Annotated in this window: 16 protein-coding genes; 11 read left to right on the top strand and 5 right to left on the bottom strand. The window is 60.7% G+C overall.

Going from position 1 to position 14644, the window contains the following annotated elements; genetic code table 11:
* Positions 1 to 24: 24 nt before the first annotated feature.
* The 3 genes from LJD29_RS07580 to LJD29_RS07570 all read left to right on the top strand — a co-directional run bounded on the left by LJD29_RS07580 (position 25) and on the right by LJD29_RS07570 (position 2815).
* Positions 25 to 1071: a metal-dependent hydrolase gene (locus tag LJD29_RS07580; protein WP_446745147.1), complete on the top strand. Its 1047-nt coding sequence runs from the start codon at positions 25 to 27 to the stop codon at positions 1069 to 1071.
* Between the two features lie 126 nt (positions 1072 to 1197).
* Positions 1198 to 1734 (top strand): DUF6580 family putative transport protein, encoded by a 537-nt coding sequence (locus LJD29_RS07575; protein WP_446745146.1) that lies wholly within the window; start codon positions 1198 to 1200, stop codon positions 1732 to 1734.
* A gap of 301 nt (positions 1735 to 2035) precedes the next feature.
* A complete protein-coding gene (locus LJD29_RS07570) occupies positions 2036 to 2815 on the top strand; it encodes a hypothetical protein (protein ID WP_446745145.1) in 780 nt (259 codons plus the stop codon).
* A 31-nt stretch (positions 2816 to 2846) separates the two neighbouring features.
* Here the strand turns inward: LJD29_RS07570 and LJD29_RS07565 are convergent, their stop codons facing one another.
* Positions 2847 to 3473: a YqaA family protein gene (locus LJD29_RS07565; protein ID WP_446745144.1), complete on the bottom strand. Its 627-nt coding sequence runs from the start codon at positions 3471 to 3473 to the stop codon at positions 2847 to 2849.
* Entirely contained in the window at positions 3470 to 3970 is a 501-nt protein-coding gene (locus LJD29_RS07560; RefSeq protein ID WP_446745143.1) for a MogA/MoaB family molybdenum cofactor biosynthesis protein, read from the bottom strand. Before LJD29_RS07560 ends, LJD29_RS07565 begins: the two co-directional genes overlap by 4 nt.
* Before the next feature lie 182 nt (positions 3971 to 4152).
* Here LJD29_RS07560 and tolA point away from each other — a divergent pair, with 182 nt between their 5' ends.
* Genes tolA through miaA form a run of 3 tightly spaced genes read left to right on the top strand, consistent with a single transcriptional unit; the run spans position 4153 to position 6392 of the window.
* Positions 4153 to 5274: a cell envelope integrity protein TolA gene (gene tolA / locus LJD29_RS07555; protein ID WP_446745142.1), complete on the top strand. Its 1122-nt coding sequence runs from the start codon at positions 4153 to 4155 to the stop codon at positions 5272 to 5274.
* Positions 5275 to 5277: 3 nt separating this feature from the next.
* A complete protein-coding gene (locus tag LJD29_RS07550; RefSeq protein WP_446745141.1) occupies positions 5278 to 5421 on the top strand; it encodes a hypothetical protein in 144 nt (47 codons plus the stop codon).
* Complete coding sequence (gene miaA, locus LJD29_RS07545; protein ID WP_446745140.1) at positions 5403 to 6392, top strand: tRNA (adenosine(37)-N6)-dimethylallyltransferase MiaA; 990 nt, start codon at positions 5403 to 5405, stop codon at positions 6390 to 6392. Before LJD29_RS07550 ends, miaA begins: the two co-directional genes overlap by 19 nt.
* Positions 6393 to 6465: 73 nt before the next feature.
* On the opposite strand, the gene LJD29_RS07540 is transcribed toward miaA, so the two are convergent.
* The gene (locus tag LJD29_RS07540; RefSeq protein ID WP_446745139.1) at positions 6466 to 8007 is read right to left on the bottom strand and encodes a hypothetical protein; all 1542 of its coding nucleotides are present in this window, start codon (positions 8005 to 8007) and stop codon (positions 6466 to 6468) included.
* 79 nt (positions 8008 to 8086) lie between these two features.
* Between LJD29_RS07540 and bcp the strand changes: the two genes are divergently transcribed.
* The 3 genes from bcp (at position 8087) to LJD29_RS07525 (ending at position 9515) form a co-directional block, all read left to right on the top strand.
* Complete coding sequence (gene bcp / locus LJD29_RS07535) at positions 8087 to 8551, top strand: thioredoxin-dependent thiol peroxidase (protein WP_446745138.1); 465 nt, start codon at positions 8087 to 8089, stop codon at positions 8549 to 8551.
* A gap of 111 nt (positions 8552 to 8662) precedes the next feature.
* The gene (locus LJD29_RS07530; protein ID WP_446745137.1) at positions 8663 to 9253 is read left to right on the top strand and encodes a DNA-3-methyladenine glycosylase; all 591 of its coding nucleotides are present in this window, start codon (positions 8663 to 8665) and stop codon (positions 9251 to 9253) included.
* Positions 9254 to 9302: 49 nt separating this feature from the next.
* A complete protein-coding gene (locus LJD29_RS07525; protein WP_446745136.1) occupies positions 9303 to 9515 on the top strand; it encodes a hypothetical protein in 213 nt (70 codons plus the stop codon).
* A gap of 120 nt (positions 9516 to 9635) precedes the next feature.
* Here the strand turns inward: LJD29_RS07525 and LJD29_RS07520 are convergent, their stop codons facing one another.
* Both LJD29_RS07520 and LJD29_RS07515 read right to left on the bottom strand, forming a co-directional pair.
* Positions 9636 to 9980, bottom strand: coding sequence for a histidine triad nucleotide-binding protein (locus tag LJD29_RS07520; RefSeq protein ID WP_446745135.1), 345 nt, complete (start codon positions 9978 to 9980; stop codon positions 9636 to 9638).
* A 9-nt stretch (positions 9981 to 9989) separates the two neighbouring features.
* Positions 9990 to 11195: a M48 family metallopeptidase gene (locus LJD29_RS07515; RefSeq protein WP_446745134.1), complete on the bottom strand. Its 1206-nt coding sequence runs from the start codon at positions 11193 to 11195 to the stop codon at positions 9990 to 9992.
* A gap of 69 nt (positions 11196 to 11264) precedes the next feature.
* On the opposite strand from LJD29_RS07515, the gene LJD29_RS07510 reads away from it, so the two are divergent.
* On the top strand, positions 11265 to 12983 hold the full coding sequence (locus LJD29_RS07510; protein ID WP_446745133.1) for a TldD/PmbA family protein: 1719 nt from the start codon (positions 11265 to 11267) through the stop codon (positions 12981 to 12983).
* Positions 12980 to 14638 carry a metallopeptidase TldD-related protein gene (locus LJD29_RS07505; RefSeq protein ID WP_446745132.1) on the top strand — a complete coding sequence of 553 codons (1659 nt, stop codon included), beginning with the start codon at positions 12980 to 12982 and terminating at the stop codon, positions 14636 to 14638. The genes LJD29_RS07510 and LJD29_RS07505 overlap by 4 nt, the downstream gene beginning before the upstream one ends.
* The last annotated feature ends 6 nt before the right edge of the window (positions 14639 to 14644 follow it).

The following is a 14644-nucleotide window of genomic DNA, read 5'->3' as shown; positions in this document are numbered from 1 at the left end:
CTCTGCTCCGGCTATGCTGGAGCCATGGAACCGGTTACACACTTTCTGACCGGCGCGTGCCTTGGGCGCTCCGGCTTTAACCGTAAGACTGCCTACGCTACACTCGCGATGACCCTTGCTGCTGAGGCTCCCGATATCGATATCCTTTGGGGTTTTCGAGGCCCCTTGGCCGGCTTCCAGCATCATCGCGGCATCACGCATACTTTTCTGGGAGCGCCTTTCATGGCGCTCGCGGTGACGGGGCTCGTCTGGCTCATTCACCGGGTACGCAAGAAGCCGTCGGCTATTCCCGTGCGCTGGGGGCTGGTGTGGCTCTTTGCGCTTCTGGCCGACTTCAGCCATATCCTGCTCGATTACACCAATAATTACGGGGTCCGTCCCTTCTTCCCATTCCTGTCGCACTGGTATGCGCGCAGCATCATCTTTATCTTCGATCCGCTGATCTTTCTCGCCCTGCTCAGCGCGTTTGTCATGCCCTGGCTCTTTGGGCTGGCCGATCGCGAAATCGGCGTTCGCCGCAGGCCCTTTCGCGGACGGGGCTGGGCCTTCGCGGTGCTGGTCTTCATCGTTCTGTACTGGTCCGTGCGGAATGCCGAGCGCGGCCGTGCGCTGTCGATTTATCGCGCCGCGAATGTGGTGAGCGAGCCGATCATCAAGCTTGACGCCGAGCCCTACCCGATCAATCCATTTAACTGGCACATCGTTGCCGAGACGAAGAATTACTATCTGGCGGGCGAGGTAAATACCCTGCGCGACGAGGTGATATCGGATCTCTCCGCAGCGCTGTACAAGCCGCCAGTTACCCCGGCGGTGGCGGCGGCAAAGCAATCCTGGCTGGGGCAGGTCTACCTGGACTGGTCGACGCTGCCGGTGGTGACGGATATCGGGCAGTCACCGGTCGGGAACGTTCCCATGCAGCCCGGCTGGCGTACGGTTGAATTCCGCGACCTGCGTTTCGCCTACCCTGCGGCAGGCCTGGGCGGCAAGAACCCGCTGGGAGCGTACGCCTATATCGGGCCAGGCGGCGAGCCGGAAGCGCTCTTCATGGGCCAGAAGGAACAGAAAAAATAATTTCCTCTATCGTCAACAAAAGGTTGCATCCTAGGTAGCATTGCAGTTTTTTAGCGGGTTGCTCGCTTGACCCGCCCTCAGGCTTCCTGAAAAATAAGCATTCAACACTGCTTCTCTGAGGTTTTTATGTCTGCCTATCTCTTGATTGTTCTCGCCATCCTCACGCGGATCGTACCTCATCCGTCGTGGCTGAACTTCACCGCCGTTGGAGCGTCGCTGCTCTACTTCGGAGCCAACCGCTCCGTCCGGCAGTTCTTCGTGCCGGTAGTGCTCTTCGCTGCAGTGGATTACTACCTGACCGTTTACTTCTACAACTACCCGTTCCATGTGGGGGAATACCTGCTGACGTGGGCCTGGTACGTGGGAGTTATGCTCATCGGTCACTACGCCCTCACCTTTAAGGTTTCCGCGTTTCGGGTTGTCGCCTCGGTCTTTGCTTCGGCCACGAGCTTCTTTCTAATCAGCAACTTCGCGGCTTGGCTCAGCGCTCCGACCCTCTATCCTCGTACCGGCGTCGGGCTGGAGATGTCCTATTTCGCGGGGCTGCCGTTCTACGGCAACGATCTGCTCTCGACCGGCCTGATTTCTGCTCTGGCCTTTGGCCTCCCGGTCGCGGCGCGACACTTCTTTCTGCCGCAGGACAGCCGTATTCCTAACCTGTAAGCTGACTGCGCCATTTCCTCTGGATGGTCCCCGTAACGGGGACCATCGCTGCATGCGAGCCAGATCTCGCGAGGCCGCGCTGTCCGTTTTCGAAACAGCGCTGCCCACTCGCGAACAATGTGGGACCCACCTGAGCCACAACTGCTCCTGCTGTTTGCCGAGCCGGGCGGCATTTCCCCACGCCCAAAGAGCGATACGTCACTCATGAGGACCGTTTCGAAGTTTCCCGGACACATCGAACTCGATTGGCCAGAAAGATGCATTTGCCACGGTTGGGCTCACCTCAACTGAGGAGAATGCGATGTCTCTGCGATCGTTTCAACCGGCCCTTCTCGTTTGCCTGGCAGCCGGTACGCTTTGGGCAGCGGCCGATCCCATGGCCGGAGTATGGAAGCTGAACCCAGCGAAAAGCAAGCTGACCGATCAGATGAAGGTGGATTCTGCCGGTCCTAACAGGTACACCTTCCACCTTTCCGCCACCAATCCCGAGACCATCGTTGCCGATGGCACTGACCAGCCGGGAATCTTCGGGACCACGCTCGCGGTCACCGTCCTCGGCCCTGATCAGTGGAAGGTGGTGCGCAAGAAGGATGGCAAAATGCTTATTTCCGCTATCTGGGACCTTTCCTCAAATGGCAGAACGCTGACCGATCATTTCACCGGATATCGCGCCGACGGCTCGACCAGCAACCTGGTCTACACCTACACGCGAGCCGCGGGCGGGTCCGGCTTCGCGGGCACCTGGGAGAGTGCTGCCGAGGAGGTCAACTCCACTTACGAAATCCGGATCTCATCCTATGAAACGAATGGCCTGTCGTTCGTTAACCCGGCCCAGAAGATGACGATGAATGTTCAATTCGATGGCAAGGATTACGCTGTCGAAGGCCCGAGTTTGCCGGCGGGATACACCACTTCAGGCCGGCGCCTGGGCGACGGGGCCGTCGAGTTGACCGACAAGATAGACGGGAAAGTTCTGGACACCCGTCGGGTCGAAGTAGCTCCAGGCGGCGAAACTCTTACCATGACGACCCATATTCCCGGCCGGGACAAGCCCAACATCGAAGTCTTCGATCGCCGGTAAACCAGGTATCCGCTCGTCGCGGAGGCGATTGCTACTCCGCGTTGTTGCCCCGGCGCAGGCTCTTGCGCATGGCGAAGAGCACGACGGCGATGAGCAGGATGCCAAGCCCTACCAGTACCGCCACGAGATGCTGTTGCATCACGGCGGTTACCTCGTGCACGATCTCCGGTCCATAACGGATGGTCAGCAGGCTAAGGACGGTGAAGCGGACGATGCGCCCGCAGAAGACCGCAATCAGGAAGTCGCGGACCTTCATCTCGAAGACGCCAGCACCGAAAACGAACAGCTTCCATGGGGTTGGAGGCGGCAGCATCGAGGGAATCATCAGCGCCAGAAACTCCTGCTTTTCGAAGCGGTCGCGAAGCTTTTCGTAACGGGCCCGGTCGATCCGCTTCATCAGGAAGATCTCGCCGCCGGCCCTGCCGATAAAGTAAGGTATCAGCCCGCCTAGGGCCGAACCGATCGCTCCCATCAGGACGTAAAGATAGAAATGTTTGCGATCCCCCCAGACATACCCGGCGACGATCAGGTCCATGGGTACGGGGATGGAGCTGGAATCGAGAAAGGCGATTGCGCCTACTCCCCAGAATCCCAACGGCTTAAGGAAAGCGAGCAGGATCAGCTTGTACTTGTTGAACAGGGCCAGCAGGTGCTTCATGCCGCATCTCCCTCGTGTTGCGTCTGCCCTGAAATCAGGGCAAGAGCGTGGCGCAGCAGGGGCAGAACGATGCGAAGCGAGGTCACAGCGCCCTTCGGATTGCCCGGCAGGTTCAGGACCAGCGATTCGCCTTCCCGGGTCGCGATCGTCCCGCAAAGTCCACGGCTGAGTGCGGCAAACTGGGTCTCTTTGCGGCCCTCGGCGCGCATCAGCTCCGGAATTCCGTCGAGAAAGCGGCTGCAGACGGCGCGTGTCGCCTCCGGGGTCACATCCCGGGGAGCGATCCCGGTGCCGCCGGTGGTTACAACCAGCCGTGATTCGAGTGCTGCGGCGCGCAGTGCGTCTTCAATCGCTTTTCGGTCGTCTGCTACTGAAAGAGTGGTTCTTACGTCGAATCCCTGAGCATTCAGCTCTTGTGCGATTGCCGGTCCGGAAAAGTCTTCACGTTCTCCCCGGCTGCGCGAGTCGCTCACAGTGATAACCGTCGTCTGTACCATGCAAGTCTGATTGTACGAGCAATTTCCAGGGGAGCCGGCGTCACCGCCGGGTGTGCGAAAGATAGCTGCGGGAACCCGGGAAAGAATGAGAAAATAAAGGAAGTCCCAACGGCATCCAAGTTTAGAAATGCGCGGTTCGCCGCGTAGATGGGCCGGATGCCTGTTGCCCCAATAACCCTAGAATGCCGATCACTGAAGTCCCATCCAGTCCTCCGAGCACGCCGACCGAGAAGTCGCCGAACTTCGACAAGCCCAACCGCTACGAGGATTACGATCACAGCGACCTCCTGCACGTCATCGACGAGCTCGAGGGCAGCCGTAACTGGGCGGCTCTGCGTGAAAAAGTGTGGATTGCGCTCATCGTCCACATGGTCATCTTCTGGTGGCTGTTCTACGGGCCGAAATATTTCTTCAACGTCAAGGTGGTCGATCCCTCGACGGTGCTGAAGCAGCGCGAAAAGCAGATGACATATCTCGATCTGCCGAAAGACCTGCTGAAACAGCCAAAACCGAAGAACGCGCCGGCTATCTCGGACAAGGATCGCGTTCAGCAGTCGCCTCACCCCACGCTCGACAAGAAGACCCTTGAGCAGTTGCAGGCAATGCGCCGCGCCGGGCCGCCGAAGGAGTCGCCAGCTCCCCCGAAGGAGCAGCAGCCGACTCCGGCGCCTCCGCAGCCTCAACCGGCTCCGCAGCAGCAGCAGCAGCAACAGCAGGCCCAGGCTCACCCGCAGCCCCAGCAACCGACGCCGCCCGCGCAGCCTCTGCCGAATAACCAGCAGAGTATGGCGGAGGCACCCAAGCCCGCTCCGACCAAGCCGGATTTCCAGACCGGTCATACGACCCTGGGGCAGGACCTGCAGCAGCTTGCACGCGGCGCAAGGACACCGTCGTCCGCGGGCGATTCCGGCGGAGATATGGGGGCGAACCTGGATCCGCGCCACGCCGGCATGAACGGCGCCGTGGACGTGCTCAGCGACACCATGGGCGTCGACTTCGGGCCTTACATTCAGCGCGTGATCTTCGACACCAAGCGTGCCTGGTACCCGATCATTCCCGAAGCAGCGCGTCCGCCGCTTAACAAGCAGGGCCGCGTCGCCATCCGCTTCAAGATCATGCCGGACGGCAGCGTGAAGAGCATGACGCTCGAGCTGCCTTCCGGCGATGTTTCTCTCGATCGTGCCGCCTGGGGCGGCATTACCGGGGCGTCGCCCTATCCAAACCTGCCGAAGAATTTCAAGGGACCGTTCCTGGAGCTGCGTTTCTTCTTCCTCTACAACATCCAGCCGGTCGATCAGAAGTAGGCCATGAGCCAGATCGATCGCCAGGCTGAACTGCGCCGCCGGCAGCTTTCCGGCCTGCTGTGGATCGCGGCCGTCATTTTGATCGTGACGCTGTGCCGCGCCGACCTGCACGCCATTTTTCCGCCGGGATGGTGGCGCTTCTGGTAGCCGATCCGCTGCTGGTTGTGCTTCTCGGCCCCACGGCCAGCGGGAAGACCGCGCTGTCCCTTAAGCTTGCAGAGCGTTTTCACGGCGAGATCGTCAGCTGCGACTCCATGTGTGTTTACCGTGAGATGGAGATTGGCACGGCCAAGCCCTCGCCCGAAGAGCGGCAGCTCGTTCCGCATCACCTTGTCGATGTTTTTGCCCCCCACGAGGAATGCACCGCCGGTGATTACGCCCGGCTGGCTCGCGAAGCTCTCGGGCAGATCACTGGTCGAGGGCATCTCCCCATTGTGACCGGTGGCACAGGGCTTTATCTGCGCGCGCTGACGGACGGGCTCTTCGCCGGACCTGTGCGGTCGGAGGATCTCCGCCATCGCCTGCAGCAATCGCTTGAAAAGCGTGGATCACCGTGGCTGCATCGCGTGCTTCAAAGACTCGATCCAGCCTCTGCGGCGTTGATCCATGCGAATGACGCGCCCAAGCTCATACGTGCAATAGAGGTGGCTGTTTCCTCCGAAAAACCTCTTTCGGAAGGCTGGAAGTCAGGGCGCGATCCGCTGCACGGTTTCCGGATTCTGCGAATTGGTTTGAATGCGGTGACCCCGGCTGCATCGGCTGTTTCTCTTCGCCGCAATCCCGATCCGGCACGGCAGGCGCTCTACGACCGCATCAATACACGCGCCGCGAGAATGTTCGAGGTGGGGCTGGTAGAAGAAACACGCCGGCTGATCGAAAAGTACGGCGAGGCGCCCCGTGTCTTCGACGCACTCGGATACAGGCAGGCACGAGCGGTTCTTCGCGGTGAGATGACTCAGGCTGAAGCAATTGCGGCGGCCCAACAGGGTCATCGCAACTACGCCAAGCGGCAGTACACATGGTTTCGCAAGGAGCCGGATGTGCGCTGGCTTAACGGCTTCGGCGACGATCCGGAGATCATTGCGCAGGCCGAAGCGCTGGTCCAGGCGGAACTGTAGTCCACCCACATCAGGTATCCCTCAATGCGTTTGGGATGACACCAACCGGGCAACACCAAGAGCGGCCGGAATCCTACGAGCCGGTGCTGAAGACCTGCTGCACCGAGTGGTCGGCGACCCGGTAGATCGCGTACTGGCGGTCCGTCGAGGTGGCGAGGGCGAAGACCAGCTCGGCCCGGTTGTCGGCGTCGGTATCGACGGCATCCACGATTTCCATGCGCGGCAGAACGTCGAGCTGCGCCCGGGTTGTCACCTGCTTGTAGATGACTTGCGGCACTCCGTTGAAATCCGGCTGCGCGATCAGCGTGACGTACTTCGTGGCATCGCCTTCTCCGGTGCTTGCCGAGAAGACCAGGGTTGCACCTCCGCCAAATGAAAGCTCATAGGCCTTGAACAGCTCGTCGTGCAGCTCCATTGGCGCCGTCGCCGCTGCTTTTGCCCGGGCGCGCGCGGCGGCGGCACGAGCGGCTGCTGTCTTAGGGGGCGTGGTTCTTGCGGGAGCCGGTTTTGCAGTTGCCTTGGGAGAGCCGCCCAGCAGCGTGCGTGCCTGGTCTTCGAGCGCGGATTTCGCTTTCTGCGCATCATCCGGACTGTTCCACGAATAGACGTAGGGATGCGGCTCGCGGATACGCGCGTCAGAGACCGCGGCAATCAGCTCGACATTCTGCGACGCCTTCTCAACCTTGGCAATCTCCACATTTGCCGGCACGTCGAGTTGTTCATATTCCGTGGGGCGTCCGCGCCGCAAGCGAGGGCGATCCGGATCGACATCGGTGGTGGCGGAGACAGGCGCTCCATTGTCGGAGGAATTCGAATTGCCACGGTGCAGCTTCGGGCGGTCCGGGTCGGTCGCGGGCGCATTGCTCGCGGTCGTTGAGGAGCCGGAGTTGCCGGAATCATTTGGCCGGTGCAGGGTGGGCCGGTCCGGATCGACCGGTGGCGCGGAGCTTGTGGGTGTCGAGCTTCCGGAAGAACCGGTCGAGCTGGAGCTGCTGGAGGAATCGCCGCCGCTGGAGTCACGCCGGTGCAATGTTGGGCGATCGGGATCGACAGTCGGAGCATTGCTTGTGCCCGAAGACTTCGTGTCGGTCGACGAACTCTTGCCGTCTGAGGACTGCGTCTGCGGAGGACGGTGTGCAAAATGCGGCTTGCCGTCGTCGTAGTTCACGCCGTCGATGATCTGCGGAGGATTCTTCGACTTCTTAAGCCTGGCCACCTGTGGAGGAACGGGCTTCTGAAAATTTCCCACGGCGATCCATGATCCGCCAATGTTTGCAGCAGCCTTTACATCGAACAATCCCTTCGAAACGCCAGCCGTGTAGAGCTCGTACTGCGTGCCTGTCTCGACAGCCATCGGCATGGGCTGCGCCATGTAAAGGCCGCCGGGCTGATAGCGTTCGCCGTCCCACACAGCCAGCGGAACGAGACGGCTGGCGGTCGGCTTGGTCAGGTCGCCGGTGTATTCGAGGACAGCCGTGGCGCGCAAAACCGGTTCCGGCTTCGACTGATTGGGATCGATGCGACCCGGGTACTGGCCGAGCGCCGGCAGCGCCAGCGCAGCGCAGGCCAGGGCGGAAATCCTTAGAAATGAGTGAGCCAGTGGGTTTCGTGACATTCGATCCCTGCTTCAGTGACAATCTATAAGACGCATCCGGAGGCGATTCGCGACGCAGCCGGGCGCAAAAGGAAGGTTGATGGAACTCAACGAAAAAGTTGCCGACTTCACGTTGCAGGACGACGCGGACAATACTGTCTCCCTCAGCGATTATGCCGGAAAACCGGTGGTGCTCTTCTTCTATCCCCGCGCCGATACTCCAGGCTGCACGATCGAAGCCTGCGGCTTCCGCGATACCTTTGAGAAGCTGCAGAAGGCCGGAGCGGTGGTACTGGGCATCTCCCGCGACACGGTCCGTGCCCAGAAGAAATTCAAAGACAAGTACGACCTGCAGTACACCCTGCTCGCCGACCCCGACGAGACCGTCTGCAACCAGTTCGGCGTCATGCGCGACAAGAACATGTACGGCAAGAAAGTCCGCGGCATCGAGCGGACGACCTTCCTGATCGGCCCCGACCAGACACTGCTGAAGATCTTTCCCAAGGTGAAGCCGGAAGGCCATGCCGAGGAAGTGCTGGCGGCGATCAAGGGACTGAAAAAATAGAGTTGAACTCGTCATCCCGAACAAAGTGAGGGATCTGCACGTTTGCGTCACCGCTCGTATCGCAGATGCAGATTCCTCGCTTCACTGGGAGTGGCAACGAACAGACCATCCATGCTTCTGCCACAAAGCTTCTATCTCGGAACTCCGGAAAGCGTCGGCCATGCCCTGCTCGGCAAGCTGATCGTCCGCAACTTCGAAGGCGAGTTGCTGGTCGGGCGCATTGTCGAGCTCGAGGCCTACATAGGCTTCGACGACCCGGCCGCGCATTCTTTCGCGGGAAAGACCGAGCGCAATGCGGTGATCTTCGGGCCGCCGGGCTTTGCCTATGTCTATTTCATCTACGGCATGTATCACTGCCTGAACATCTCCTGTGAGCCGGAGGGTCAGGCGGGATGTGTACTGATCCGCGCCTTGGAGCCGGTTTCGGGGTTGGAGAGGATGGCGAAGCTTCGCAGGCTCCCCGATGCGGCGAAGCCGAAGCTGCTGACCTCCGGTCCGGGCCGCCTGTGCCAGGCGCTGGGGATCACCCGAGCCTCACATAACGGACTCGATGTGACCAGCAGCGAATCGCCACTGCAGATTCACGATGATGGCTACCAGCCGGAGGGGATTCTGGAGACGCCACGTATCGGTATTTCCAAAGCCGTCGAGCGGCCTCTCCGGTACCTGGTCGAAGGTAATTCTTTCGTCAGCCGTGGATAAGAAAAACAACGAAAGATTCCCCATTTTCGTCTCTTAAAATGGAGGAGTTATGCCGTTCCCGATTAAAGTTTGCGTAGTTTGTAAAGAAGAGTTTGAGCTGAAGCCGGACAAGCCGGGCTTTGCCAATCGCTGTCCCGAATGCAGTGCTGAAGAAGCCGAGGCGGAACGCGCCTCGATGGGCGGAATCGACAAATCCGACAGCGACTTGAACGAGGCTCGCCGTACCGCCATCCGCGACATGCTTTATCGCAAAGAAAGCTGAAGCCAGCTCACTCCGCATCTGTTTTCATCCCGAGCGAAGTGAGGGATCTGCCTTCAGGCACGTTGGCGCACGGAAGGAACAGCAGGCTCCTCTCCCGCTCGGAAGGACAAACCCAGGTCTCTATCCCGGAGGCCAGTGCATCGCCCGTCCGCCCATCAAATGCAGATGCAGGTGGTCGACGGTCTGGCCGCCGTCTTCGCGCGTATTGATGACGACGCGGTAGCCCTTGTCGAGCTTCTGCTCACGGGCGATGTTTCCTGCGGTCGCCAACAGGTGGCCAAGCAGAGCGGCATCGGCCTCACCTGCGTTGAGCTCGGCCATCGAGTCCACATGGCGCCTGGGAACGATCAGCGCATGGAACGGAGCCTTCGGATCGATATCGGCGAAGGCGTAGACGGAGTCGTCGGCAAAGAGCTTCTTCGAAGGAATCTCGCCGGCGATGATCTTGCAGAAGATGCAGTCCATGCCAACAGCTTACTGCGCCTGAACATATTTTGGACTGTGACCCGGCCGCCAGGGATCGTATTGCTCCGCAAAGCGATAGCGATCGGCGACGGGTGGATGGCTGAACGTCCAGAAAACGACGAAGGGGTTTTCAGTCGGGGCCTCCAGCCAAAGTTCGCCCAGCGTCTGGAAGGAGTTCACCATCGCCGCGCGGGAGTCCGGGACGAGGCCGTGAATGACCTCCTGCCCGTAGACGTCTGCCTGGTGTTCGATGTGGCGGCTGAAGGCGTTGCCGACCGGTTCGGCGAAGAAGCCGAGGATGGTTACCAGCAGCATGAGCAACCCAAAAGACGACCATTCGCCCACCGGCGTGCCGAAACGAGGCGCCAGCCATGTCATGAGGCGATAGGCGATCCAGAAGAAGACGAACATCGTTACCGCTGAAAAGAGCAGGCCCTTGTGGATGTGGTTCAGCACGTAATGGCCCTGTTCGTGTCCGTAGACGGCGAGGATCTCGTCGGAGGGCATTTCATTAAGGGTGTTGTCCCACACGACAATCCGTTTCGACCCGCCGAAGCCGGTCACATAGGCATTCGGGCCGGTAACCTTGCGGCTGGCGTCCATCACAAAGATTCGGGAGGACGGAATCTCCAGATGCCCCTTCGCTGCGACTTCCTGCAGGCGAGTCACCAGCGCCGGGTCTTTGCCTGCCAGCGGCGTGAAGTGGTTGAAGACTGGATCGATCAGAATCGGTGCGGCGTAAACACCGAGCACCAGCACAGGCAGTGAAATCAGCCAGAACCACAGCCACCATCTCCGCGCCGAGTGCCGCATCAGGGCATAAAGTACGCCGACGGCGAGCGTTTCCATGGGGACGTTGATCAGCAGCGATTTGCCGATGTCGGCGAGCCAGAGGCTCCATGGCTCGACCGAGAGACCGTAAGCCTTATCCATGCGCTCCATGAGGAAAGACACCGGCAGGCTGGCGACGGTGAGGATCAGCAGCCAGATCGGCACCACGATCGTGCCCTGCAGCCAGGGACGATGGGTCACGCGGCTGGCCAGCCGCGAAATGCGCGACCCGGCGCGAAAGCGTACCATGAGCGCGAGAAAAGCGATCGACCAGGCAGCGTCGCCGAAGTAGGCGAGCGTACGGGCGTGGCTCAAGTGCAGGGCCTTCACCAGCTTGTCCGGGGGCAGCGTGTAAACGGCGTGTTCTGCGCCGGGGAGGAACATGATCGAATGATACGCAGAATTTCTGTCGTTGATTCGGCGGTCACGGGCCGATTAGACTGAAGCCCTCTGATGACTTTGCGACGTTCGTTGTTCTTGCTGCCGGTAGTGTTCTGCGCTGCCTCGTCTTTCCCTTTGCCATCACTCCTTGCCCAGGATTCTCCCGCGCTGCTCGATACCATGTCGACGGAGTTGAAGCGCGCAACCGGCAACCTGGGACACAATCCGCAGGACGGCGCACAGCAGCAGCCTCCGTACTACCTGAGCTACACAGCGTACGACGGCTACTCAGTTTCGATCACCGCGCAGCAGGGCGCCCTGCTCTCGTCGGACGCCAACCATGGACGTGCCGCCGACATAGTCATCCGCGTCGGCGACCCGAAGCTCGACAACACCCACGGCCAGCACCGCGCCTCGGCGATCAACACGGTTTCGCTGCCGCTGAACGACGATTCCAAGGCAACGGCACGCGCGCTCTGGTGGGGAACCAATGCCGGATATGGGCAGGCGCTTCAGACCTACCTGCAGGTAAAGACCGAAACGCAGGTTCGCGCCAAGGAAGAAGACGGTTCGCCGGATTTCTCGCAGGAGAGGGCGGTCGTCAGCACCGATGCGAAGCCTGTGGCCGAGCCGCATCTCGACATGAAGGCCTGGAACGACCGGGTCAAGGCGGTGTCGGCGGTTTTCCGCGACTACCCGCATGTCTACTCGAACTACATCATGCTCAACGTGCAGGCGCAGACGGAGTACTTCGTCTCTTCAGAAGGCTCGCGCATCGTCACGCCGCATGAGCTGACACGGCTGATCGTATTTGCCAGCACTCGCGCCGCCGACGGCATGGATCTTTACCGCGCCCAGACCTTCGAGGCGAAGACCGCCGATGGCCTGCCTTCGCAGAAGGAGCTCGAAGCCGCCATGCGCAAGCTGGCCGCGAGCCTCGAAGACCTGCGGAATGCCCCGGTGACGCAGCCCTTCGATGGACCTGCACTGCTCTCAGGACGCGCCGCTGCTGTCTTCTTTCACGAGGTGCTCGGGCACCGGTTGGAGGGCCAACGGCAGCGCGGCGACCAGGAAGGCCAGACCTTTACCAAGGATCTCGGCAAGCCCATCCTGCCTGATTTTCTCTCCGTCTCCGATGACCCGACCATGGCCACCTTCGACGGAACCTACCTGAGCGGCTACTACAACTACGACGACGAAGGGCAGCGTGCGCAGAAGGTCGACCTGATCGAAAAGGGCGTGCTCAAGACCTTCCTGATGTCGCGCCTGCCGATTGCCAGCGTCTCCAGCTCCAACGGCCACGGGCGCTCGCAGATCGGCCGCATTCCCACCGGGCGGCAGGGCAACCTGATCGTGACCTCGACCAAGACGGTCTCGAATGCCGAACTGCGCAAGATGCTGATCGAAGAGGCGAAGAAGCAGAACAAGCCTTACGGGCTGTATTTCGAAGACATTTCTTCCGGATTCGCTGTTACCACGCGCAGTGCTCCGCAAGCCTTCCAGGTGATTCCTCTGGTCGTTTATCGGGTGTATACCGATGGCCGTCCCGATGAGCTGGTGCGCGGCGTGAGTATCGTCGGAACGCCACAGGCAGCTCTGAATCGTATTGTCGCGACCAGCGACACCCGCGAGGTCTTCAACGGCGAGTGCGGCGCGGAGTCCGGCAGCATCCCTGTGTCGGCCATCGCACCAGCCATGCTGGTCAGTGAGATTGAGACGCAACGCCAGCAGCAGGGCACGGCGCGGCCACCGATTCTGCCTCCGCCGACCGCCGAAGGAGGTCAGAAATGAAATCGATCCGCCATCTACTCTCCTTAGGTTTGCTTGCCTGCACGGCAACCGGGTTTGCCCAGGGTACGGCTGCCGATGCGCAGAAGGATCCGGTGCTGAAGGCCATGCTCGCCGAGCTGGATCGCAGCCGGCAGAGTCTCCAGTTGCAGGGCTTCGAAAAGCCGTTCTTCATCGAGTACCGCATCGACGACGTGACCGAGTTCGACGCGCAGGCTTCCTACGGAGCGCTGACCGGCCAGAACGAGCAACATCACCGCATCGCAAGGGTCGTGGTTCGCGTGGGCGACTACAAGATGGACAGCTCAGCTGGAGCGAATGGCCGCGGCGACGGATCGGTGCAGCTGGCCTCGACGGAAAACGATCCCATAGCCCTGCGCTATGCGCTCTGGTCGGCAACCGATACGGCTTACAAGTCGGCGTTGCGGGAATACACGCAGAAGCAGGCGGCGCTCAAGTCGGTGCAGACGCCTCCGTCGGCGAACGATTTCTCCGAAGAAAAGCCGGTGGTTTCGCTCGAGCCGGTAACGAAGCTCGCAGTCGATGAAGATGCGTGGTCGAAGCGGCTGGTCGAAGCGACAGGTCTCTATCGCAGCGACAAATCGGCACAGGCCTTCGCGCAGGAAGTGCAGTATTCGAGTGGGCGCATGAGCGCCCGCGCGCAGAATCGCTACATCGTCAACAGTGAAGGCACAATCCTGCGGAAGGCGTCCTCGCAGTACATGGTGATGGTCACCGTCGGCGGGCAGGCTCCGGACGGCATGCGCCTCGAGCGCAGCTATGCGACAACAGGACTCACGGCGGCGCAGCTTGATTCCGCGGAGAAGCTGCACGCTGGTGTGCTCGGCATTCTGAGTTCGCTGCACCAGTTGCACGATGCTCCGGTGATCGCCGATGAGTACCACGGCCCTGTGCTCTTCTCGGGCGACGCCTCTGCGGACCTCTTTGCGGAACTCTTTGCCGATCCTATCGCTGCGGTGCGTCCCGAAACGGGAACGACAGCACGCACACGCGGCCCATACCAGTCGAGCTACCAGACCCGTGTGCTTCCTGAATTTTTCAAGGTCACAGACGATCCGGCGATGGCCACCTTCGAGGGTAAAGGCCTCTTCGGCTCGTACAACATCGATGATCAGGGTGTTCCGGCGAAAACGGTCGATGTTGTCGACCAGGGCAAGCTGGCGAACTACGTTATTGGGCGCGAGCCGGTAAAGGATTTTCCGAATTCGAATGGCCATGGCAGGGCATCGATCGGTGGTGCGGCGCACCCCATGATCGGCGTGCTGCATGTGGAGTCGACCAGGCCTTCTTCAGCCGACGAGATGAAGCAGAAGCTGGCTGCTCTCGGCAAAGACGAAGGGCTGGACAAGGTCTACGCCGTCGATACCTTCGGGCCGGAGCTGACGCCTCGGCTGCTCTATCGCATCGATGTTGCCTCTGGAAAGCGTGAGCTTGTCCGGGGCGGCTCGCTCGATGATTTGGATCAGCGTACGTTACGTTCAGGAATCCGTGCGGCAGGCAGCGACACCTACGTGGACAATATTCCGGCCGATCCACCCGCGACAGTGCTTGCCCCGTCTCTACTGATGGATGACATCACGGTGAAGCGCGCCGAGCAGCGGAACGACAAGCTGCCTTATTACGCGCCGCCGCAATAAGAGGGG

This window comes from Silvibacterium acidisoli (assembly GCA_022870745.1).
Taxonomy (GTDB): Bacteria; Acidobacteriota; Terriglobia; order Terriglobales; family Acidobacteriaceae; genus Silvibacterium.
This window is presented reverse-complemented; position numbering and strand designations above follow the sequence as displayed.